At 72.3% G+C, this 20798-nt stretch carries 21 protein-coding genes; 7 read left to right on the forward strand and 14 right to left on the reverse strand.

Annotated elements, in window-relative coordinates; all coding sequences use genetic code 11:
* Nucleotides 1-26: 26 nt before the first annotated feature.
* The 3 genes from ACFVYF_RS12800 to ACFVYF_RS12810 are packed head-to-tail and all read right to left on the reverse strand — an operon-like array spanning nucleotide 27 to nucleotide 2839.
* Complete coding sequence (locus tag ACFVYF_RS12800) at nucleotides 27-548, reverse strand: cupin domain-containing protein (protein ID WP_389455009.1); 522 nt, start codon at nucleotides 546-548, stop codon at nucleotides 27-29.
* Between the two features lie 7 nt (nucleotides 549-555).
* Complete coding sequence (locus ACFVYF_RS12805; RefSeq protein ID WP_389455011.1) at nucleotides 556-1770, reverse strand: cytochrome P450; 1215 nt, start codon at nucleotides 1768-1770, stop codon at nucleotides 556-558.
* A gap of 4 nt (nucleotides 1771-1774) precedes the next feature.
* Nucleotides 1775-2839, reverse strand: coding sequence for a type III polyketide synthase (locus ACFVYF_RS12810; RefSeq protein ID WP_389455013.1), 1065 nt, complete (start codon nucleotides 2837-2839; stop codon nucleotides 1775-1777).
* A 197-nt stretch (nucleotides 2840-3036) separates the two neighbouring features.
* Here ACFVYF_RS12810 and ACFVYF_RS12815 point away from each other — a divergent pair, with 197 nt between their 5' ends.
* Nucleotides 3037-3711, forward strand: coding sequence for a transcriptional regulator (locus tag ACFVYF_RS12815; RefSeq protein WP_389455015.1), 675 nt, complete (start codon nucleotides 3037-3039; stop codon nucleotides 3709-3711).
* A gap of 240 nt (nucleotides 3712-3951) precedes the next feature.
* On the opposite strand, the gene ACFVYF_RS12820 is transcribed toward ACFVYF_RS12815, so the two are convergent.
* From ACFVYF_RS12820 to ACFVYF_RS12840, 5 genes are all read right to left on the reverse strand, one after another.
* Entirely contained in the window at nucleotides 3952-4191 is a 240-nt protein-coding gene (locus ACFVYF_RS12820) for a DUF6213 family protein (protein WP_383275976.1), read from the reverse strand.
* A gap of 25 nt (nucleotides 4192-4216) precedes the next feature.
* Nucleotides 4217-5602 carry an NADP-dependent succinic semialdehyde dehydrogenase gene (locus tag ACFVYF_RS12825; RefSeq protein ID WP_389455017.1) on the reverse strand — a complete coding sequence of 462 codons (1386 nt, stop codon included), beginning with the start codon at nucleotides 5600-5602 and terminating at the stop codon, nucleotides 4217-4219.
* A gap of 183 nt (nucleotides 5603-5785) precedes the next feature.
* Entirely contained in the window at nucleotides 5786-6259 is a 474-nt protein-coding gene (locus ACFVYF_RS12830; RefSeq protein WP_389455019.1) for an NUDIX domain-containing protein, read from the reverse strand.
* The gene (locus ACFVYF_RS12835; RefSeq protein WP_389455021.1) at nucleotides 6256-7794 is read right to left on the reverse strand and encodes an ATP-dependent DNA ligase; all 1539 of its coding nucleotides are present in this window, start codon (nucleotides 7792-7794) and stop codon (nucleotides 6256-6258) included. Before ACFVYF_RS12835 ends, ACFVYF_RS12830 begins: the two co-directional genes overlap by 4 nt.
* Nucleotides 7795-7823: 29 nt before the next feature.
* Complete coding sequence (locus ACFVYF_RS12840) at nucleotides 7824-8759, reverse strand: NAD(P)/FAD-dependent oxidoreductase (RefSeq protein ID WP_389455023.1); 936 nt, start codon at nucleotides 8757-8759, stop codon at nucleotides 7824-7826.
* Between the two features lie 77 nt (nucleotides 8760-8836).
* On the opposite strand from ACFVYF_RS12840, the gene ACFVYF_RS12845 reads away from it, so the two are divergent.
* The 6 genes from ACFVYF_RS12845 to ACFVYF_RS12870 all read left to right on the forward strand — a co-directional run bounded on the left by ACFVYF_RS12845 (nucleotide 8837) and on the right by ACFVYF_RS12870 (nucleotide 14396).
* A complete protein-coding gene (locus ACFVYF_RS12845; RefSeq protein WP_389455025.1) occupies nucleotides 8837-9430 on the forward strand; it encodes a helix-turn-helix domain-containing protein in 594 nt (197 codons plus the stop codon).
* Nucleotides 9431-9634: 204 nt separating this feature from the next.
* A complete protein-coding gene (locus ACFVYF_RS12850; protein ID WP_389455027.1) occupies nucleotides 9635-10612 on the forward strand; it encodes an NADPH:quinone oxidoreductase family protein in 978 nt (325 codons plus the stop codon).
* The gene (locus ACFVYF_RS12855) at nucleotides 10609-11793 is read left to right on the forward strand and encodes an acyl-CoA dehydrogenase family protein (protein ID WP_389455029.1); all 1185 of its coding nucleotides are present in this window, start codon (nucleotides 10609-10611) and stop codon (nucleotides 11791-11793) included. Before ACFVYF_RS12850 ends, ACFVYF_RS12855 begins: the two co-directional genes overlap by 4 nt.
* The gene (locus ACFVYF_RS12860) at nucleotides 11790-12878 is read left to right on the forward strand and encodes an acyl-CoA dehydrogenase family protein (protein ID WP_389455031.1); all 1089 of its coding nucleotides are present in this window, start codon (nucleotides 11790-11792) and stop codon (nucleotides 12876-12878) included. Before ACFVYF_RS12855 ends, ACFVYF_RS12860 begins: the two co-directional genes overlap by 4 nt.
* 276 nt (nucleotides 12879-13154) lie before the next feature.
* A complete protein-coding gene (locus ACFVYF_RS12865) occupies nucleotides 13155-14024 on the forward strand; it encodes a phosphatidylinositol-specific phospholipase C/glycerophosphodiester phosphodiesterase family protein (RefSeq protein ID WP_389455033.1) in 870 nt (289 codons plus the stop codon).
* A 177-nt stretch (nucleotides 14025-14201) separates the two neighbouring features.
* Nucleotides 14202-14396, forward strand: coding sequence for a hypothetical protein (locus ACFVYF_RS12870; protein ID WP_389455035.1), 195 nt, complete (start codon nucleotides 14202-14204; stop codon nucleotides 14394-14396).
* Between the two features lie 32 nt (nucleotides 14397-14428).
* Here ACFVYF_RS12870 and ACFVYF_RS12875 read toward each other — a convergent pair whose 3' ends face one another.
* From ACFVYF_RS12875 to ACFVYF_RS12900, 6 genes are all read right to left on the reverse strand, one after another.
* Nucleotides 14429-15661, reverse strand: a complete 1233-nt coding sequence (locus ACFVYF_RS12875; protein WP_389455037.1) for a phosphodiester glycosidase family protein — start codon at nucleotides 15659-15661, stop codon at nucleotides 14429-14431.
* Nucleotides 15662-15736: 75 nt separating this feature from the next.
* Nucleotides 15737-16093 carry a DUF779 domain-containing protein gene (locus tag ACFVYF_RS12880; RefSeq protein ID WP_389455038.1) on the reverse strand — a complete coding sequence of 119 codons (357 nt, stop codon included), beginning with the start codon at nucleotides 16091-16093 and terminating at the stop codon, nucleotides 15737-15739.
* Between the two features lie 92 nt (nucleotides 16094-16185).
* Nucleotides 16186-17100, reverse strand: coding sequence for an ROK family protein (locus ACFVYF_RS12885; RefSeq protein ID WP_389455479.1), 915 nt, complete (start codon nucleotides 17098-17100; stop codon nucleotides 16186-16188).
* Nucleotides 17101-17147: 47 nt separating this feature from the next.
* Entirely contained in the window at nucleotides 17148-18944 is a 1797-nt protein-coding gene (locus ACFVYF_RS12890; RefSeq protein WP_389455040.1) for a dipeptide ABC transporter ATP-binding protein, read from the reverse strand.
* Complete coding sequence (locus ACFVYF_RS12895) at nucleotides 18941-19840, reverse strand: ABC transporter permease (protein ID WP_389455042.1); 900 nt, start codon at nucleotides 19838-19840, stop codon at nucleotides 18941-18943. Before ACFVYF_RS12895 ends, ACFVYF_RS12890 begins: the two co-directional genes overlap by 4 nt.
* On the reverse strand, nucleotides 19837-20796 hold the full coding sequence (locus ACFVYF_RS12900; protein WP_389455044.1) for an ABC transporter permease: 960 nt from the start codon (nucleotides 20794-20796) through the stop codon (nucleotides 19837-19839). The genes ACFVYF_RS12895 and ACFVYF_RS12900 overlap by 4 nt, the downstream gene beginning before the upstream one ends.
* Nucleotides 20797-20798: the final 2 nt, after the last annotated feature.

The following is a 20798-nucleotide window of genomic DNA, read 5'->3' on the forward strand; positions in this document are numbered from 1 at the left end:
CCGGTCCGGCGCCCCCGGGACAGGCGCTAGCGGTGCTTCAAGGGAGTGAGCTGCTCGATGTCGTACCGCGCGCGCAGCTCCTCGATCGCCGCGTGGTCCGGCGGGCCGCCGCTGCCGAGGATCTCCAGCAGTTCCTCGAAGTAGCGCTCGTGGTCGGGCGGCGGCGACGCCTGGAAGAACATCTTCGCGGGCGTCTCGGTGGGGTTCGAGAAGGCGTGCGGGCACCCCGGGGGCACGACGATGACCGTGCCCGGGGTGGCCCGTACGACCCGGCTGCCCGAGGGCGACTCCCACTTCTGCCAGTGGTCCGGGGTCCGCACGCGCGGCTCGAAGGCGAGCACGTCCAGCTCGCCTTCGAGCACGTAGAACAGTTCCTCGCTGCGGGTGTGTACATGCGCGCCCACGTCGAAGCCCGGCGGCACCACCACCTCGAAGGTGGACGCCATCCGCGAGTGCGTGCCGGTCACCTTGAAGGTCACGTGCTGCGCGGGCGTCTGCACGACGCGGCCGTGACCCGGCGGGACCAGCAGGCCTTCGGACGCGGTCATCGGCCGCTCACCACGTCACGGGCAGGGCCTCGGGACCGCGGATCAGCGCGCCCTTCCTGAAGGGGACCCGTTCCGGCGGCACCGCGAGCTTCAGCCCGGGCACCCGCTCCAGCAGGGCGTCGACCATCAGCTCGGACTCCAGCCGGGCCAGCATCCCGCCCACGCAGTAGTGCGGTCCGAATCCGAAGGACACATGGGGGTTCGGGCTGCGGGAGAAGTCGATCCGCTCCGGGTCGGGGAAGACGGAGGGGTCGCGGTTGGCGGCCAGATACGACACGTACACCGCGTCGCCCTCCCGGATCCGTACGCCGCTGACGTCCACGTCCTGCGTCGCGATCCGCGACAGGCCCACCGCGCTGCGGTGCGGGATGTAGCGCAGCAGCTCGTCGATGGCCTGCGGGCGGATCGCCGGGTCGGCGCGGAGCTGCTCCCACAGGGCGGGCCGGGTCAGCAGGATGAAGAACATCTGCCCGCTGTTGTTGGTGACCGCCTCGCCGCCGATCTGGATGAGCACGGCGAGACCCACGGCCTCGTCCATGGTCAGCTCGCCCCGGCCCACCGCGGCGCCGAGCAGCGAGGTGACGTCCTCGCCGTCGCTGCCCTTGCGGTCGCCGATGAGCTGCGCGAAGTAGGCGCTCATCTCGTTCTTCGCCCGCTCGCTGACGTCGGCTCCGTGCGAGGAGGACAGGATCAGCTGGGTCCAGGTGTGCATGCTCTGCCGGTCGGCGGCCGGCACGCCCATCAGCTCGCAGATGACGGCGATGGGGAAGGGGCTCAGGACCGCCTCGGTGAGATCCGCCGGCGGTCCGTCCTGGAGCAGCTCGTCGACCAGTTCGTCGAGCATGCGGCGGGCGCTGTCGCGCAGCCGCTCCACACCGCGCGCCGTGAAGGCGGCGGCCACCGAGCGGCGCAGCCGGGTGTGGTCGGGCGGGTCGGCGAAGCCCACCGCGCCCGCCGCCGGGATGAAGTGCGGGGCGAGCCGGGTGACCTGCCGCCCCATGACGGCCTCGCGGCTGAAGCGGGCGTCGTTGGTCACCATGCGCACGTCGTCGTAGCGCGTGACCAGCCAGGCCCACCCCTCGCCGTTCGGCAGCTGGATCCGGGTGACCGGGCCCTCGCGCATCAGCTCGGTGAGGATTGGGTCGAAGTCCACCCCGGTCAGGTCGAGGGCGGGCCAGTGCCGGACGGGGGGCAGCGGCTCGGTGATTGTCTTCTCGGTCATTCGGTCACGTCGTCTCGTTGGTCGAGTTGTTCCAGCGGCCCAGGGCCATCTCCGCGGTGATACCGGGGCCGAAGCCCGCCAGCAGTCCGCGCGAGGCGTGTTCGGCGCCGCCCTCGTCGAAAAGCCGGCGCAGCGCGTCCAGGACGACGGCGCTGGCGATGTTCCCGTACTCGGTGAGGGTGGCCCGGCTGAACCGGAAGGCCTCCGGCGGGACTTCGAGGTACTTGCTGAGGTCGTCGAGGATCCTCGGGCCGCCCGCGTGGATGATGTAGAAGTCCAGGTTGGAGGCGTCCCAGCCGTGCTGACGCGCGAGGGCGTGCAGGGCCGGAGCGAGCGGTTCCATGGTGCCGGGCACCCGCTTGTCCAGCAGGAAGTGGAAACCGGTGGCCCGGACGTCGTACATGATCCAGTCCTCGGTCTTGGGGATCAGGTACGAGCCGTTGCGTTCGAGCTGGATGCCGGTGCCGCCCTTGCCGCGGACCACCGCGGCCGCTATGCCGTCGCCGAACAGGCCGTTGCACAGCAGGGAGCCGACGCCGAGGTCGGTGGGCTGGTAGCACAGCGAGCAGAACTCGCAGGCCACGATGAGCGCGTTGGCCTCGGGGTAGGCCTTGCAGAAGTCGTGCGCCCGGTTGATCGCGGCCCCTCCGGCGGCGCAGCCCAGCTGGGCTATGGGTATCTGCCGGGTGTCGCTGCTGAAGTCCATCGCGTTGATCAGCCAGGCCGTGAGCGACGGCATCATGAAGCCGGTGCACGAGACGTAGAGGATCACGTCGATGTCGGTGGTGAGCAGCTCCGCGTCGTCCAGCGCCCGCTGTACGACGGCGGGGACCCGGGCCTTGGCCTCGTTGGCGTAGACCTTGTTCCGGTCTTCGAAGCCGGGGTGCTTGAGCGTCTCTTCGATCGGCTGGACGATGTGCCGGGTGCGCACCCCGGTGTTCTCGATCAGCCGCAGTGCCAGCGGCAGTTGGGGGTGGCCCGCATGACGGGAGGCCGCCAGCTCGAGCGTCTCCTCCATCGTGATCACGTGCTCTGGGACGGACACCGAGGGTCTGCACAAAGTCGCCATGAGGAAGCGCCTACTTTCGCCTTCCGGGGAACTCTGTGTCCCCCGGCGGAAGGGTGGTTCACCACGGAGGGGTGGTTGTCCCACGATCACCCGGCAGCGCGGGGATATCGCGCCGGACTACTCCAGACCGGGGAACTTCGCGGACGTGGCAATCTGGTCGAAGGGGCCTGGACAGATCCGATCCGAAGGAGTCCGCGATGGCGCGCACGGCCGGAGAACTGCTGGACAGCACCACCGGGAAGCTCGCCCCGGACCCTCATGCCAACCGGCTCGTCCCGCTGATCGCCCGAGGTGCCGCCCAGCGGTCCACCCTCGCCGCGCTCGCGCTGGAACAGCGCCATGTGATCGCCGCGGACCGCCGGGCGTTCGGCCATCTGGCGGTACGGTCGGCGGCCGCGCCGCGCAGCGCCGCCTTCTTCGAAATGCTCGCCGAGGGTGAGGCTTTGGCCCAGGACCGACTCGGGGCGTATGCCGCCGCGTGCGGGGCGGACAAGGCGCGTGCCGCCGCGTACGAGCCGCTCGGCGACTGCCAGACCTATCCCGCGTACGTGGCGTGGCTGGCCCTCAACGGCGAGCCGGCCGACGTGGTGCTCGCGCTGAGCGCCAACTTCGCGGCGTGGGGCGGCTATTGCGCGACGATCGCCGAGGCGCTGCGCGGCCACTACGGCTTCGACGACGAGGCCTGCGGATTCTTCGACTTCTTCGCCGAGCCCGCGCCGGAGCTGGAGCAGCGGGCCCTGGCCGCCGTCGAGGAGGGCCTGGAGACCGGGCGGGTCGACGAGGACGAGGTCCTTCGGTACGGCCGGCTGCTGCAGGGATACGAGGCCAGGTTCTGGCACGCGCTGTGGGAGCTCGACGGGCGGCCGGGCTGACCCGGAGCAGGGCGCCGGCCCATGTGCAGAGGGGGCGGGCGTGTGGCCCAAGGGGGCGGCCTGCGTGCCGAGAGGGCGGGCCGTGTCGCCAGGGGGCGACCCGTGTGCCGAGGGGGCGGCCTGCCTGCGTGCTGAGGGGCCGTGTCGCGAGGGAGCGACCCGCGTGCCGAAGGGCCGGCCCGTCCCGGGAGGCAGCGGCGGGTGGCCGCCCCCGGCAGCTCGGAGCCGGCCGACGCGCCGTCAGTCCACGGTCGTCCCGCTGCTGTGGGCGATGCAGGCCACGTCGATGCGGTCGGCGAGCTTGGCGAGTTCGATCGTGAGCGTCGCCACCGTGTCCTCGTCGAGCCCGTCCTGGCCGGCCTCCACCAGATGCAGCCAGCGGCCGCCCACCGTGCGCAGCAGTTTGCTGACGTCGGCGGCCGACACCTGCAACGTGCCGCGGTCGTCGACGATCAGAGGGAGGGTCACTTCGCGGTTCACAGGGGCGATCGTAGCTGTCGGACGCTCACGCTCCGTGCCACACCGTGGTGATGTTGCAGAACTCGCGGATTCCGTGACCCGACAGCTCACGCCCGTATCCGGACCGCTTGACCCCGCCGAACGGGAAGGCGGGGTGGGAGGCCGTCATCCCGTTGAAGAACACACCGCCCGCCTCCAGATCGCGGACGAACCGGTCCACCTCGGTCTCGTCCCGTGTCCAGACGTTCGAACTCAGACCGAAGGGCGTGTCGTTGGCGAGGGCGACCGCTTCGTCCAGGTCGGCGACGCGGTAGAGGGTCGCGACCGGACCGAAGGTCTCCTCCTGGTGGATGCGCATCTCGGGGGTGATGTCGGTGAGGACGGTCGGGGCGTAGAACCAGCCGGATCCCTCCGGGCGCTCGGCGCCGCAGAGGACGGTGGCCCCGTTCTCGACCGCGTCGTCGACGAGTTCCTCCAGGTCACTGCGGCCCTGTTCGCTGGAGAGCGGCCCGACCTCGGTCTCTGCGTCCAGCGGGTCGCCCACCTTCAGGGCCTTCATCCCGGCCGCGAAGCGCTCGGCGAAGGCGTCGAACACGTCGGTGTGCACGATGAACCGCTTGGCGGCGATGCACGACTGGCCGTTGTTCTGCACACGGGCCGTCACCGCGGTCTTGGCGGCGCGGTCGATGTCGGCGGACGGCATGACCACGTACGGGTCGCTGCCGCCCAGCTCCAGGACCGTCTTCTTGATCTCGTCCCCGGCGACGGAGGCGACCGCGCGGCCTGCCGGTTCACTCCCGGTGAGCGTGGCCGCCTTGACCCGCGGGTCGCGCAGGATGTCCTCGACCGCGCCCGAGCCGATCAGCAGCGTCTGGAAGCACCCGTCGGGGAAGCCCGCCCGGCGGAACAGCTCCTCCAGGTAGAGGGCGGTCTGCGGGACGTTCGAGGCGTGCTTGAGCAAGCCCACGTTGCCCGCCATGAGCGCGGGCGCGGCGAACCGGATCACCTGCCAGAGCGGGAAGTTCCACGGCATGACGGCGAGCACCGGACCGAGCGGGCGGTAGCGCACGATCACCCGGGAGGCGCCGGAGTCCCGGGCGTCGGACTCGCCGGGCTCCTCGTCGGCGAGCAGTTCCTCGGCGTGGTCGGCATACCAGTGCATCGCCTTGGCGCACTTCGCGGCCTCGGCACGGGCCTGCTTGACGGGCTTGCCCATCTCGGTGGTCATCACCTGGGCGATGTCCGCCTGATCCTCGTCGAGCAGGTCGGCGGCCCGGTGCAGCAGCCGGGCGCGCTCCGCGAAGGCGGTGGTGCGATAGGCGCGGAAGGCAGAGTCGGCGGTGGCGAGCCTGCGTTCGATCTCCTCGGCGCCCAGGGCGTCGTACGTCTTGAGTGTCTCGCCGTTCGCCGGGTTCACCGTCGCGATGGGCATGGCCGACCTCCTGAGAGCGGGCTGTCCTTCGACCCTCCCGCGCGGCGCGGTGGGGCGCAACGCGGAGGGTCCTTTCAGCGAGCCGGTGCCGGATCCGGCCGCCGCCGGCTCCCTCACGGGGCCGCCGTGACCGTCCGGGCACCGGCTCTCTGCGAGCCGCCGCCACGGTCCGGAAGGCGGCCCTCAGTGCGAGTGCTCCAGGAGACGGTCGAGAAACGCCGACTGGGCCGGCACGATCACGGCGCGCGCCCGGTCCAGGTCCAGCCACTCCACCCGGTCCAGCTCCGGGAACTCCTGGAGCCGCCCCGACCTGGGCGGCCACTCCATCGTGAAGGTGCCCGGGACCATCGTCGCCGGATCGAGGTCGGCCTTGATCGCCCAGGCCGTGACGATCTTGCCGTTGCTCTGCCGGACCTCGCCGAGCGGGACGGCCTCGCCCTCGGGCGGCGCCAGGCCCAGCTCCTCCTGGAACTCACGGCGCGCCGCGTCCCAGGCCGCCTCGCCGGGTTCGTACTCGCCCTTGGGCACGCTCCACGCCCCCGCGTCCCGCCGCGCGAAGAACGGGCCGCCCATGTGACCGAGCAGCACCTGAAGGGGGCCGTCGCCACCGCCGGGGCGCCGGAACAGCAGGAGTCCCGCACTGCGCTTCGCGGTCACGGCCGCACCTCCGGGTGCGCGGCCAGCAGCGTCCCGACCGTGTCGGCCTCGGCCGGCGTCTTGTCCTCGCGGTAGCGCACCACACGGGCGAAACGCAGTGTCACACCGGCCGGATAGCGGGTGGACCGCTGCAGACCGTCGTAGGCGATCTCGACGACGAGTTCGGGCCGTACGGTGACCACGTGGCCGTTGTCCTCGACGGCCAGCTCCTGGAGCCGCTCGGTCTGCCAGCCCAGCATGGCGTCCGTCATTCCCTTGAACGTCTTGCCCAGCATCGCGAACGACCCGTCCTCGTTCCGCGCGCCCAGGTGCAGGTTGGAGAGCTTGCCGGTGCGCCGGCCGTGGCCCCACTCCGCGGCCAGCACCACGAGGTCGAGCGTGTGCACGGGCTTGACCTTCAGCCAGGAGGCGCCGCGCCGGCCCGCGCTGTAGGGGGCGTCCAGGCCCTTGACCACGACGCCCTCGTGACCGCGGGCGAGTGTGTCCGCGAGGAACGTCTCGGCCGCCGGGGCGTCGTCCGGACCCGGCACGAGCGTGCGCCGCACCCGCATCGGCTCCGGCACCAGCCGGGCCAGCTCGGCGTGCCGCTCGGTGAACGGCAGATCCAGCAGGTCCTGGCCGTCGACGGACAGCACGTCGAAGAAGACGGGGGAGACCGGCACCGCGGCGGCGGCCGTGGCCACGTCCACCCGCGACCCCACGCGCCCGGCGATCTCCTGGAAGGACCGCGGCCTGCCGTCCGCGCCGAGCGCGATGACCTCGCCGTCCAGGATGAACCGCTCGCCCTTCAACTCCAGTGCGGCGGCGGTCAGTTCGGGCAGTCGATCGGTGATGTCGTCGAGGGTGCGGGTGTAGATCCGCACGGTGTCGCCGTCGCGGTGCACCTGGACGCGGATGCCGTCGAGCTTCTCCTCGACGGCACACGCGCCCAGCTTGCCGACGGCTTCGGTCACCGACCCGGCCGTGTGCGCCAGCATGGGCAGGACCGGACGGCCGACGGTGAGCCGGAACGCGTCCAGTGCCGCCGGGCCCTCCGCGAGCAGCGCCTGCGCCACGGTCTGCAGCGACCCGGCGAGCATCACCGCCCGCCGTACGTCCGCGGAGGGCGCCCCGGTCGCCTGCGCCAGGCCCTCGACGGCGACGGCGTCCAGCGCGCCCTGCCGTACCTCACCGGTCAGCAGGCCGAACAGGAACCGCTGCTCCTCGGCCGTGCAGGCCGCCATCAGCTCGCCCATCAGCTGCCCCCGCCGGGCCTGCGAGCCGGTGCCGGTGACCGCGCCGACCTCGGTGAGGCGGGCGTCGACCTCCCGCACGGTGAGTGAGGGTTCCGCCGCGGGCGGGACGGGGTGACCGAGCAGCTTCCAGCCGATGCCGAGCCGGCCCTGGGGCAGGCGGCCGGCGAGGTAGGGGATGACGATCGGCACGTCGTCCGCGTCGGCGTCCCGGAAGAGCTCGGCGAGCAGAGCGATCTTCCGGGACCGCGCCGAGGTGGCGGCGACCTCCTGGGACACGTGGGCGAGCCTGCTCAGCAGCATGCAGCCATGGTGCAACGGAGCCGGCCGCTCTACACCCCCACGGCCGCGTCGAGGTCCGCGAGGAGCAGTTCGCCGTTGAGCGTGGCGGCGGCCCGGTAGCCGCCGCTCGCGGCGTTCACGACCTGCTCGGCGAAACCGATCGCGTTGCCCGCGGCCCAGACGCCGGGCACGGTCGTCAGGCCCGTCGCGTCGACCACGGGATAGGTGCCGAACGGTGTCTCGGTCAGCTCGGCGCCCAGCCGCTCGAACAGACCGGTGCGGGGGACGGCGCGGGGCGCGACGAACAGTACGGAGCGGTTGTGCGTGGCCCCGTCCGCCAGACGCACGCCGGTGAGCCGGTCGCCGTCGACCACGAGTCCCGCGACCTCGCCGGGAACGACGCGCACACCGGCCGCCGCCAGCCTGCGCAGCTCCTCGTCCGGGATCTCCACCTCGGCGACGGTGTGCAGGAAGAACGTGACGTCCTTGGACCACTGGGTGACGATGAGCGCCTGGTGGACGCTCAGCACACTCGTCGCCAGCACCCCGAAGGCCTCGTCCCGCACCTCCCAGCCATGGCAGTACGGGCAGTGCAGGACGTCCCGCCCGAAGCGCTCGGCGACCCCCGGCACCGAAGGCAGCTCGTCCGCGAGGCCGGTGGCGACGACCAGCCGGCGGGCGTGCACGGTGCGGCCCCCGGCGAGCGTCACGTCGAACTCCCCCTCCTCGTCCCGTGTCACGTCCACCGCACGGTCCCGGACCAGCTCGACCCCGTACCGCTCGATCTCCCGCCGTCCCTCGGCGAGGAACTCGGCGGGCGGCATGCCGTCCCGGGTCAGATAGCCCTGCAGATGCCCGGCGGGCGCGTTGCGCGGCTCGCCCGCGTCGATGACGAGCGTGTGGCGTCGCGCCCGGCCGAGGACCAGCGCCGCCGACAGTCCGGCCGCGCCGCCTCCGACGACCACTGCTTCGTACCTCTCGGTCATGGTGACCACCTCCACGGACAAGGTCGCGCGACGGCTGCCGTATTGACAAATGCCTTTGCCGATTCTGCAATAGGGGGATGAGTGAGGAAGCGCAGACGGACGAGGTGCTCGCGGAGGTCGGCCCGCGGCTGCGGCGGATCCGCAAGGAGCGGGGGGCGACGCTCGCAGGGCTGTCCGAGGTGACCGGCATCTCCGTCAGCACGCTGTCGCGTCTGGAGTCCGGTCTGCGCAAGCCGAGCCTTGAGCTGCTGCTGCCGATCGCCCGGGCCCACCAGGTGCCGCTGGACGAACTGGTCGGCGCTCCGCAGGTCGGGGACCCGCGCGTCCGGTCCAAGCCGATCGTGCGGCACGGCCGCACGCACTGGCCGCTCACCCGGCAGCCCGGTGGGCTCCAGGCCTACAAGGTGCTCGAACCGGTGCGGAGGGCGGAACCCGAGCCGCGGACCCACGAGGGGTACGAGTGGCTGTACGTGCTCTCCGGGCGGCTGCGGCTGGTGCTCGGGGAGCACGACGTGGTGCTCGGTCCGGGCGAGGCGGCGGAGTTCGACACCCGGGTGCCGCACTGGTTCGGCGCCACGGGGGAGGGGCCGGCGGAGTTCCTGAGCCTGTTCGGGCCGCAGGGGGAGCGGGTGCATGTACGGGCGCGTCCCTCGCGGTCCTCCGGTGCGTGACGGGGCGGACTGTTCCCTGATCGGCAAGCGACCGCTTAGTATGCGAAGAGCCCGGTCAGACGAAGCGTGAGCTGAAGGGGCGCGCCGGTGTCGGGAGACCGAGCGCGCGCAGGCCCGATGGGTTGAGCACGGTCGGTCTCCCGACACCGGCTGAGGCGCCCCTGAGGTGCGAACACATCAGACACAGTCCCGTGGAGGCCCCGCATGCAGGCATGGCAAGTGCACCAGAACGGCGAGCCCGGCGAGGTGATGCGGCTCGCGGAGGTGGAGCGCCCGCAGCCCGCCGAGGGGCATATCCTGCTCAAGGTGCGCGCGGCGAACGTCAACTTCCCGGACGCGCTGATGTGCCGCGGCCAGTACCAGGTCAGGCCGCCGCTGCCGTTCACGCCCGGCGTGGAGATCTGCGGCGAGACCGAGGACGGGCGCCGCGTGCTCGCCAACCCGGCGCTGCCGTACGGCGGCTTCGCCGAGTACGCCGTCGCGGACACCGCCGCCCTGCTGCCCGCACCCGACGCCCTGGACGACGCCGAGGCGGCCGCGCTGCACATCGGCTACCAGACGGGCTGGTTCGGCCTGCACCGCAGGGCCCGCCTGGAGGCTGGCGAGACGCTGCTCGTGCACGCCGCCGCGGGCGGGGTCGGCAGCGCGGCCGTGCAGCTCGGCAAGGCCGCCGGCGCCACGGTCATTGGTGTCGTCGGCGGGGCCGACAAGGCCGCGGTGGCCCGTGAGCTCGGCTGCGACGTCGTCGTGGACCGCCGTGCCGAGGACGTCATCGGTGCCGTCAAGGAGGCCACCGGCGGCCGGGGCGCGGACGTGATCTACGACCCGGTCGGCGGCGAGGCGTACACGCAGTCCACCAAGGTCGTCGCCTTCGAGGGCCGGATCGTCGTCGTCGGCTTCGCGAGCGGCTCCATCCCCAGCCCCGCGCTGAACCACGCCCTCGTGAAGAACTACGCGATCCTCGGCCTGCACTGGGGCCTGTACAACACCAAGAACCCGAAGCTGGTCCAGCACTGCCACGAGCAGCTCACCGAGCTGGCCGCACGGGGCGCGATCAAGCCGCTGGTCAGCGAGCGGGTCCCGCTGAGCGGCGCCGCGGCGGCCGTGCAGCGCGTCGCGGACGGTGTCACCACCGGCCGCGTCGCCGTCGTCCCCGGACTCACCGAAGGAGGCGCGGCATGACGGAGGCCGCCGAACTGCGCACCCGCACACAGGAGTTGATCGCCGCGCATCCCCCGGCCGCGACCGACCGGACGGACTTCCTCAGGGCCCGCTTCGACGCCGGACTCGCTTGGGTGCACTACCCCGAAGGGCTCGGCGGGCTGGGCGCGCCGCGGACCCTCCAGGCCGTCGTGGACGCCGAGCTGGAGGCCGCGGGGGCGCCCGACAACGACCCGCGCCGGATCGGCATCGGTCTCGGCATGGCCGCGCCGACGATCCTCGGCTTCGGCACGGAGGAGCAGAAGCGGCGCTTCCTGCGGCCGCTGTGGGTCGGCGAGGAGGTCTGGTGCCAGCTCTTCAGCGAGCCGGGCGCCGGGTCCGACCTCGCCGCGCTCGGCACGCGAGCCGTCCGGGACGACGCGGGTGACTGGGTTGTCAACGGGCAGAAGGTGTGGACGTCCAGCGCCCACCTCGCCCGCTGGGCCATCCTCATCGCGCGCACCGACCCCGACGTGCCCAAGCACCGCGGGATCACGTACTTCGTCTGCGACATGACCGACCCCGGCATCGAGGTGCGGCCGCTGCGCCAGGTCACCGGCGAGGCCGAGTTCAACGAGGTCTTCCTCACCGACGTACGGATCCCGGACGCGCACCGCCTCGGCGAGGTCGGCGACGGCTGGCGGGTCGCCCAGACGACGCTGATGAACGAGCGCGTGTCCATCGGCGGCATGCGCATCGCCCGCGAGGGCGGCATGATCGGCCCGGTCTCCAGGACCTGGCGCGAGCGGCCCGACCTGCGCACCCACGACCTGCACCAGCGCCTGCTGAAGCTGTGGGTCGAGGCGGAGGTGGCCAGGCTCACCGGCGAGCGGCTGCGCCAGCAGCTCGTCGCGGGCCAGCCCGGCCCGGAGGGCTCCGGCATGAAACTCGCCTTCGCCCGCCTCAACCAGGAGATCAGCGGCCTGGAGGTCGAACTCCTCGGCGAGGAGGGCCTGTTGTACGACGACTGGACGCTGCGCCGGCCGGAGCTCGTCGACTTCACCGGACGTGACGCCGGCTACCGCTACCTCCGCTCCAAGGGCAACAGCATCGAGGGCGGGACCAGCGAGGTCCTGCTGAACATCGTCGCCGAACGCGTGCTGGGACTGCCCTCCGAGCCGCGCACCGACAAGGACGTCGCCTGGAAGGACCTGGCCCGATGACCGACCTGCTGTACTCGGAGGAGGAAGAGGCGCTGCGCTCCGCCGTCCGCGACCTCCTCGCCGACCACTGCGACGCGGCAGGCGTCATCGCCCGCACCGAGACCGACGCCCCGCACGACCGGGCCCTGTGGAAGGTGCTCGCCGAGGGCATGGGTCTCGCCGGTCTTCTCGTCCCGGAGGCGCTCGGCGGCCAGGCCGCGACCCACCGTGAAGTCGCCGTGGTCCTGGAGGAGCTGGGCCGCGCGGTCGCGCCCGTGCCCTATCTGACCAGCGCCGTCGTCGCGACCGAGGCACTGCTGGCCTGCGAGGGCGACGAGGCCGCCGAGCTGCTGATCGCGCTGGCCTCCGGCCGGACGATCGCGGTGCTCGCCGTCGCCCTGTCCGTCGCACCCGGCGGCGCCTTTCCGGCCGTACGGCATGAAGACGGCGCCCTGTACGGGGAGTTGACCGGCGTCGCCGACGCGGTGGCCGCCGATGTGCTGCTGGTGCCGGCGGAGGACGGCGGTCTGTACGCCGTGGACGCGGACGCCGCCACCGTGACGCCGCGGACCTCCCTCGACCTCACCCGGCCGGTCGCCACGGTCACCTTCGACGGCTCCCGCGCCCGTCGGCTGACCCCCGACGCCGCCACGGCCGTACGGCGTGCCCTGCGCGCGGGTGCCGGGCTGCTCGCCTCCGAGCAACTCGGCGTCGCCGAATGGTGCTTGACGGAGACGGTGCGCTACCTCAAGGAGCGCAAGCAGTTCAACCGGCCCGTCGGCGGGTTCCAGGCGCTCAAGCACCGGCTCGCGCAGCTGTGGCTGGAGGTCGTCCATCTGCGGGCCACGGCCCGCAACACCGCGGACGCGCTCGCGACGGGCAGCGAGGACACCGCCGTCGCGATCGCCGTCGCGCAGGCGTACGCGGCGCCGGTCGCCGTCCACGCGGCCGAGGAGGCCCTGCAACTGCACGGCGGCATCGGCATGACCTGGGAACACCCGGTCCACCTGTATCTCAAGCGCGCGAAGGCCGACTCGATCGCGTACGGCACCGCCGGGCGGCACCGCGAGGAGCTGGCCGAACTGGTCGACCTACGGGCGCCCTGACTGCTGCTCACCTGAGGCCCGTCCCCGTCCGGGGGGCGGGCCTTTTGGTGTGCTCGGTTCGTCGCCTTCTCTTCCGTGGACGGCATGAGCGGAGGCGGGCGCGCCGGTATCCCCGAACCGCGCCCGACGAGGTGAACGCATGGCGGCAGTCCGGCCAACTCCCCGCACGACACTGCTCCTTCGGACCCCAGGGGCCGCATACTCTCCCCGTCCCGATTTCGCTCGGCCGGGCGGTGCACCCATCCGTCCCGTACGGCACTTCCAGGGAGGCAGAGCATGGCCCTTACCACCCGCCGCAGAGCCCTCACCACCCTCGGCGCCGCCCTCGCGGGCTCCGTCGCGCTCCCCACCGCGTACGCGCGGGCCGGCGAGCAGCGCACTCACGGCCCGCGCCCGCTGTGGCGCGCCCACGCGCACAACGACTACGACCACCCCCGCCCTCTCCTCGACGCCCTCGACCACCGCTTCGGCAGCGTCGAGGCCGACATCTACCTCGTGGGCGACCAACTCCTCGTCGCCCACGACCCGGTCGACCTGGACCCGGCCCGCACCCTCGAATCCCTCTATCTCGCCCCGCTGGCCGCGCGTGTGAAGGCCAACCACGGCTCGGTGTACCAGGGTTACCGCACCCCCCTGCAACTGCTCATCGACATCAAGACCGAAGGCGCGTCGACGTACCTCGAACTCGACCGGCATCTGCGCCGCTACCGCCATCTGTTCACCACCTTCGCGCACGGCCAGGTGGACCCGGGACCGGTCACCGCGGTGATCTCGGGAGACCGCGCCGCCCGGGCTCCCATGGAGGCACAGCGCGTACGGCGAGCGTTCTACGACGGGCGTCTCACCGACCTCGGCAGCGCCGCCCCCGCCTCCTTCGTCCCGCTGATCAGCGACAACTGGACGCTCAACTTCACCTGGCTGGGCGTCGGTCCGTTCCCCGCCGCGGAACGGGAGAAGCTGCGCGGCATCATCACGACGGCACACAGGCGCCGGCAGAAGATCCGGTTCTGGGCCACACCCGACCTGGCCGGCCCGGCCCGCGACGCCCTCTGGAGCGAACTCCTCGCCGCCGGCGTGGACTACCTCAACACCGACGACCTCGCCGGCCTCGAAGCCTTCCTGGACGCCCACCGGCGGGCGGCCTAGGTCCCGTCGTCACATTCCCGTCGTCGCCCGCGCCCGGATCGCGGGGCAGACGGGAATGTGACGACAGGGCCTGGACACCACACGTTCGGAGGACACGTCAGCCGCCCGGACGGACCCTCCGCTACGCGACACTTGCGGCCGAAAGCCGCGGTGTCGACGTGGCGGAGGAGGTTGACGATGGCCATTTCCATCTCAGTGGTGGTGCTGCTCCTGATCCTGGCGGTGGTCTTCCTGCGCAACGGCGCACTGAAGTTCTCGCACGCCCTGGTCTGCATGCTGCTCGGCTTCTATCTCGCCGGCACGAGCATGGCGCCCACCATCCAGGACGGACTCACGGCGACGGCGGACATCGTGAGCAGCCTGAACCCCTGACGCAGGGCAGCGGCCTTGCCCTGCGGGTGAGTTCACGAGCGTACGAACACCCCGATGCCGTTGGGGACCGGGCGCTCGGCGCCCCCGCTGGGGTGATTGCGGACGCTGACGGTGCCCGCACCGGGCTCCCGGGCGACCAGCGTGGTGGAGCCGCCGCCGTCGAGACTGAAGGCGTCCTCGGAGCCCAACCCCCGCATGGTGGAGGCCACTTCGGCAATGGTCAGTCCGCTGCGATACGCGGGCGCGCCGTCGAGCGCGAGCAGGAGCAACCGGCGACCGTGGTCCGCGATGCCCACCGCCGTTCGTACCGCCGAGGTCGCGTTGTCCAGGCCCGGCAGCGGCTGACCGCCGGTCAGGACCGGGTAGCCGCCGAGGGCGAAGCGGTACGGGATCCGGGAGTCTGCCGCCACCAGCCGGTGCCGTACCGCGACCGGATCGCCGGCCGACAGCTTCCGCAGCTGCTGGGCGCCCGCCTCACGGCCGACCAGGACGGTGGTCCCCGCCGCGATGGGGCCGGTACCGGGGGTGTCCGCTGAGGCCACCACCCGTCCGCCCCTGACCGTCACCTCATGGGTGTCCGTACTGCAGGGCGCGGCCCGGTCCGCGTCCGTGCCGCAGGTGGCCCGCACCCGGGAGACGCTGCCCCAGTCCGAGGTGAACGCGCCGATCGAACCCTCGGGCAGCGCGTACTGATTGAGCCCGCCGAGCGGCAGACGCCCCTCTTTCGTGCGCAGCGAGCCGTCGAGCGCGAGGCTGTCGAGCCGGGCTCTGCCGTCGACGCCCACGCCCAGCACGTCCTTCGTGGTCGTACCGGCCGGCAGGGCGGGCCCGAAGCGCTGGCCGTCCGGGACCGCGCCCTTGAGGGTGTGCCCGCTCGCGATCGCGGGGCCGACGGTCGCGCCCGTCGCCTCGACCCCGGGATGCTGGGTCTCCGTGATGTTGAAGAAGTCGCCGTTGACGCCGGCCACGGCTCCCCGTGTGTCGGCGAGCTGCGAGACGGGCGCCCGGGACGCCACCACGCCCGGGTGGAGCAGATCCACCCGTACCCGCGGATCGCGCAGGTCGACGCTGACCACATGGGCGTGCGTCACCCCCTTGGCCGCGGGGATGTCGAGCTCCCGGTACGTGACGCCCGGTGCGATCTCGGTGCCGCTCTGCGCGCCGCTGGCCGGTGCCGCCCCCACCAGGGCCGCACCGGCCAGCGCACTCCATGCCGCGAGGACCGTCAGTACCGTTCTTCTGAACCGCGCGTTGCGTCGCGTCACAGTCCCCCCTGATGTCTCGTCAACTGTCCCAGGACTCAAGGGGAGTGCACCAGACGGCGATGACCTGGACAGGTCCTAGACGCCGACGACTCGGGAACGGATCAGAAAACGCACTCCTTCGGGTGCCTCCAGCGAGAAGCCGCTGCCCCGGCCCGGCACGACGTCGACGATCAGCCGGGTGTGACTCCACACCTCGTACTGGCTCTTCGACATCCAGAACGTCACCTTCTCCTCGACGCCCTCGACCTCCATTTCGGCGAGCAGCACATCGGATCCGCCGGTACGGAACTCGCCCTCCGGGTAGCACATGGGCGCGCTGCCGTCGCAGCAGCCGCCGGACTGGTGGAACATCAACGGGCCGTGCAGCGCCCGCAGCCGCCGCAGCAGCTCGGCGGCGGCGGGGGTCAGTTCGACGCGCGGGTTCGTGTCCACTGCGGTGGCTCCCGTCCTGGGGGTGTCGGGACCCAGCCAACCCGCCGGCACGTTGCATCGAGGTTGCACGGCGGCAACCGCGCGGGCCAGCGCTACCCCGGTACCGGCGTGCCCAGTTCGGCCCGTACGCGGGACGCTGCGCCGACCGCGACGGCGGAGCTGCCGAGCCCGGCCCGGACGACCCGGACCGTCCGTCCGCTGACGGGCGGTTCGGCGGTGAGCGCGGCCAGGACCGGCGGTTCGAGGAGCTCCCAGGCCTCGCTGACACCTCCGCCGATCACGAAGGTCGTGATGTCCGTCAGACCGGCCGTGATCAGGATCGCGCGCGCGACCCCCGACCCCGCGGCCTCGTACACCGCGGCCGCGTCCGGGTCGCCGTGCGCCGCCGCTTCGGCGACGGCACGGGCGGAGAGCCGCCGTCCGGTCCGTTCGCCGTACCGTGCCGTGACGGCGCGGCCGGAGGCCAGCGTCTCCAGGTGGCCGCGGCCACCGCAGGTGCAGGGCAGGTCGCCGAACCCCGGGATGTGGCCGATCTCGCCCGCCGCTCCGTGCGGTCCGTCGAACAGCGCGCCGTCGAGCCACAGGGCGCCGCCGACGCCGGTGCCCAGCGTCATCCCGAGGACGTGCGGCTCGCCCGCGACGGCACCCGTCGTCGCCTCGCCCCGCAGGAACGCGTTGACGTCGTTGTCCAGGAAGGCCGGCACTCCGAGGGCGTCCTCGACCGCCGCCGTCACCGCGAAGCCGGCCCAGGAGCGGAAGGAGTCGCTGGCCACCAGGATCCGCCCGGCACGGGAGTCGACGACACCCGCCGCGCCGATCCCGACCCCGAGCAGGACGGCGGGCCCGCCGTCCAGGAGGCGAACCAGTGCGTCCAGTGCCGCCCGGACCATCGCCCAGCCGCCCTCCGCCGCCGGGGTGGGCACCTCGCGGCTGTCGACCACGGTCAAGTCGGGTGCGCACAGGACGACTTGGGTCTTGGTGCCGCCGATGTCGATTCCGGCATACAGCTCTGTTGCGGGGGACGATGCCGAGCCGGGGCTCCCGTCCCGCGCGCTCACAGAGCTGCCTCCGTTCCGCCGGCGGCGAGCGCGGCCCGGCGTTCCGTGCGCCGCCGGCGCTGGAGGACGGGGTCCGGCACCGGCACGGCGGCGATGAGCCGCCGCGTGTAGTCCGTCGCCGGGCGCAGAAGCGTGGTCGCGGTACTGCCCTCCTCCTCGATACGGCCGTCACGCATCACGACGACGTGCTGGGCGAACTGCTGCACGACCGCGAGGTCGTGGGACACGAACAGGCAGGCGAAACCGAGTTCGTCCTGCAGCTCGGCGATCACTTCCAGGACCGTCTGCTGCACGCTGACGTCGAGCGCGCTCGTCGGCTCGTCGGCGACCAGCAGGCGCGGTTCCAGGACCAGCGCCCGCGCGAGACTGACGCGCTGCCGCTGGCCGCCGGACAGTTCACGCGGCCCGCGGCTCGCCAAGTCCCTCGGCAGGCGGACGAGTTCGAGCACGTCCGCCACGCGACTCCGGCGCGCAGCCGAGGTCATGCCCCCGCGGTGCACCCGCAACGGCTCGGCGACGCACTCCGCCACACTCATCCGCGCGTCGAGCGAAGCCACCGGATCCTGCAGGATCACGCCGACGCCGGCCAGCAGGGCACGACGGCGTCTGCCACGGGCCTTGCCGAGGTCCGAGCCGAAGAGCGACACCGTCCCCGAGGACGGCCGGATCAGGCCGAGCGCGGTCCGTGCCGCGGTCGACTTGCCGGAGCCGGACTCGCCGACGAGACCGACGGTCTCCCCGGGGTGGACGGTGAGCGAGACCTCGTGGAGCGCCCGAACGGCTCGGAGGCCTCGGCCGAACTGCACGGAGACGTCCCGTAGTTGGACCACGGGCTCACTCGCCGGCCGGGCCGGGGCGTGCTCTGGAGCGCGCCGGGTGGCCGTCTGCCCCGACGAGGGCCGCGCGTCCTGGCCGGCGCCGGACTTCACCGCCGCCGGGACGTGGTCCACCCCTCGCGCGGCGCCGCGACCCGCGTCGCCGACGTGCGCTTCGCCCGCCCCCTCCACGACCAGCCGCGGTACCGCGGCCAGCAGACGCCTGGTGTAGTCGTGGGTGGGCCGAAGCAGGACCTCCTCCACGGGACCCGTTTCGACCACCTCGCCCCGCAGCATGACGGCCACCCGGTCGGCGAAGTCCGCCACGACTCCCATGTTGTGCGTGACGAGAAGGACGCCCGTGCCGGAGTCCGCGGCGAGGGCGCGCAGCAGATCGAGGATCTCGGCCTGGACGGTGACGTCCAGGGCCGTGGTCGGTTCGTCCGCGATGAGCAGGCTCGGCGCGTTCGCGATGGCCATGGCGATGACCACGCGCTGCCGCTGCCCGCCGGACAGCTGGAAGGGGAAGGCGGACGCCCGCTTCTCGGGGTCGGGGATGCCGACCCGCCGCAGCAGCGCCACCGCCTGGCGGGCGGCGTCCTTGGCGGAGACGTCGCGGTGATTGCGTACGACTTCCGCTATCTGCGCCCCGATCCGGGTGAGCGGGTCGAGCGCGGTCGCGGGTTCCTGGAACACCATCGACGCCGTACGGCCGCGGAGACCGGCGAGTTGGGCCTCGGTGGCGCCGACGATGTCCGTGCCGCCGATGGAGGCGCGGCCGGTGGAGCGGGCGTTCCCCGGCAGCAGCCCCATCGCGGCCAGCGCGACCGTCGACTTCCCGGAGCCGGACTCGCCGACCAGCGCGAGCGTCTCACCGGCCTCGACGCGCAGGGACACACCGCGCACCGCGGGGACGTCGCCCGACTCCGTCGTGAACGTGACGCCCAGGTTCTCGATCTCCAGCAGGCCGGCGTTCATCCGCGCCCCTTCACGTCGAAGGCGTCGCGCAGTCCGTCGCCGATCGCGTTGAACGCGCACACGACGAGGATGATCGCGAGGCCGGGAGGCACGATCAGCCACCAGCGCCCGGAGTAGGCGGCGGTGAGCCCGGCCGACAGCATGCCGCCCCAGTCGGTCGACGGCGGCTGGACGCCCAGGCCGAGATACGACACATAGGCGACGAGCAGGATCGCGTCGGCGATCTGGAACGTCGCGGCGACCACGATCGTCGAGACCGAGTTGGGCAGGATGTGCCGTGCGATGGCCCGCCCGTGCGTACCGCCGATGGCGCGCAGCGTCAGCACGTAGTCGCGGTTCTTCAGCGTGAGCGTCTCCGCCCGGATGAGCCGGGACGGCACGAGCCAGGACACCAGACCCAGGATGACGATGAGGCCGAGGGCGTCCGGGGTCGTGATGGCGGACACCACGAGCAGAATGAAGAGCGCGGGGATCGCGATCCCGGCGTCGACGACCCGCATCATGGCCGCGTCGATCCAGCCGCCCGCGTAGCCGGCGACCGCGCCCCACAGCGTGCCGATGACGGTCGCGAGGAGGCCGGCCGCGAGGCCCACGAGGAGCGACACCCTGCCGCCGTACATCAGTCGCCCGAGTTCGTCGTGCCCGACCGCGTCCGTGCCCAGCAGATGCGCGCCGCTCGGCGCGAGGTTCACCTGCGACAGCGTTGTGTGGGTCTGGTCGGTCGAGTACAGGAGCGGGCCCACGAAGCAGAAGAGCAGGAAGAGGGCGACCACGGCGAGGCCGACGACGGCGAGCCTGTTCCGTGCGAACCGGCGCAGGGACAGGCGGTATCCCGTGACCGCTTCGGTGAGTGGTCGTACGCCGGGCGCCTGGCCCGGCTGCAGTACGGCGCTCATGCACGGCCTGCCTTCACTCGGGGGTCGATGAGCCGCTGGACGATGTCGGCGAGCAGCGTGCCGACGACGGTCGCGACGGAGATGACGAGCACGCAGCCGAGCAGCACCGGATAGTCGGAGGACTGCGCGGCACTCCAGAACAGCAGGCCCATTCCCGGGTAGTTGAAGAGCTGCTCGACCACCAGCGCGCCGCCGAAGAGCACGGGCACGTAGTAGCCGAGCATCGCGACGACGGGCGTCAGGGAGTTGCGGAACACATGCCGGCGCAGGATCGCGCCCTGCCGCGAGCCGCCGGCCCGCGCGGTCCGCACGTAGTCCTCGGAGAGGTTCTCGAGTGTCGCCGCCCGCATGTAGCGGCTGAACACGGCGATCATCGACGCGGCTCCCGCGACGACCGGCAGCACCAGCGCGTCGGGCTGCGCGAACACCTGCCCCAGCGTCTCGCCCTGGGGAGCCTGCGACGGGAACCAGGGCAGCAGCTGCGTGAACACGAGCACCAGCACCAGACCGAGGAAGTACACCGGCGTCGCGTACGCCACGAAGCTGAGCGTCGTGATGACGTAGTCGACCGGTTTGTTGCGCCGGACCGCCTGCCACATGCCGAGCGGAACCGCGAGCGCGAGCCCGACCAGCGCGGACAGTACGGTGAGGACGAGGGTCTTCGGCAGCCGCTGTTCGATGAGCCGGGACACCGCCTCGTTGAGCGTGTACGAGGTGCCCAGGTCGCCGTGGAGCAGCGTGCGAAGGTAGTAGACGTACTGGATTGGGAGCGAACGGTCCAGGCCCTGTTCGTGGTTGAACTGGGCGATCTGCTGCGCGGTCGCCTGTGGACCGAGGATTCCGCGTGCGGGACCTCCGGGCAGCGCGTGCAGGAGGCAGAAGACCACGACCGTCACGATGAGGATGACGACGACGGCCTGGAGGACCCGCCGGATCAGATAGAGGAACGTGTCCATGT

It is taken from the genome of Streptomyces sp. NPDC058274, from assembly GCF_042881375.1.
In the GTDB taxonomy this organism is placed as follows: Bacteria; Actinomycetota; Actinomycetes; order Streptomycetales; family Streptomycetaceae; genus Streptomyces.

Coding starts and splice junctions, on each gene's coding strand:
- ACFVYF_RS12800 (WP_389455009.1), bottom strand. CDS start 548: ATGACCGCGTCCGAAGGCCTGCTGGTCCCGCCGGGTCACGGCCGCGTC.
- ACFVYF_RS12805 (WP_389455011.1), bottom strand. CDS start 1,770: ATGACCGAGAAGACAATCACCGAGCCGCTGCCCCCCGTCCGGCACTGG.
- ACFVYF_RS12810 (WP_389455013.1), bottom strand. CDS start 2,839: ATGGCGACTTTGTGCAGACCCTCGGTGTCCGTCCCAGAGCACGTGATC.
- ACFVYF_RS12815 (WP_389455015.1), top strand. CDS start 3,037: ATGGCGCGCACGGCCGGAGAACTGCTGGACAGCACCACCGGGAAGCTC.
- ACFVYF_RS12825 (WP_389455017.1), bottom strand. CDS start 5,602: ATGCCCATCGCGACGGTGAACCCGGCGAACGGCGAGACACTCAAGACG.
- ACFVYF_RS12835 (WP_389455021.1), bottom strand. CDS start 7,794: ATGCTGCTGAGCAGGCTCGCCCACGTGTCCCAGGAGGTCGCCGCCACC.
- ACFVYF_RS12840 (WP_389455023.1), bottom strand. CDS start 8,759: ATGACCGAGAGGTACGAAGCAGTGGTCGTCGGAGGCGGCGCGGCCGGA.
- ACFVYF_RS12845 (WP_389455025.1), top strand. CDS start 8,837: ATGAGTGAGGAAGCGCAGACGGACGAGGTGCTCGCGGAGGTCGGCCCG.
- ACFVYF_RS12850 (WP_389455027.1), top strand. CDS start 9,635: ATGCAGGCATGGCAAGTGCACCAGAACGGCGAGCCCGGCGAGGTGATG.
- ACFVYF_RS12855 (WP_389455029.1), top strand. CDS start 10,609: ATGACGGAGGCCGCCGAACTGCGCACCCGCACACAGGAGTTGATCGCC.
- ACFVYF_RS12860 (WP_389455031.1), top strand. CDS start 11,790: ATGACCGACCTGCTGTACTCGGAGGAGGAAGAGGCGCTGCGCTCCGCC.
- ACFVYF_RS12865 (WP_389455033.1), top strand. CDS start 13,155: ATGGCCCTTACCACCCGCCGCAGAGCCCTCACCACCCTCGGCGCCGCC.
- ACFVYF_RS12870 (WP_389455035.1), top strand. CDS start 14,202: ATGGCCATTTCCATCTCAGTGGTGGTGCTGCTCCTGATCCTGGCGGTG.
- ACFVYF_RS12890 (WP_389455040.1), bottom strand. CDS start 18,944: ATGAACGCCGGCCTGCTGGAGATCGAGAACCTGGGCGTCACGTTCACG.
- ACFVYF_RS12895 (WP_389455042.1), bottom strand. CDS start 19,840: ATGAGCGCCGTACTGCAGCCGGGCCAGGCGCCCGGCGTACGACCACTC.
- ACFVYF_RS12900 (WP_389455044.1), bottom strand. CDS start 20,796: ATGGACACGTTCCTCTATCTGATCCGGCGGGTCCTCCAGGCCGTCGTC.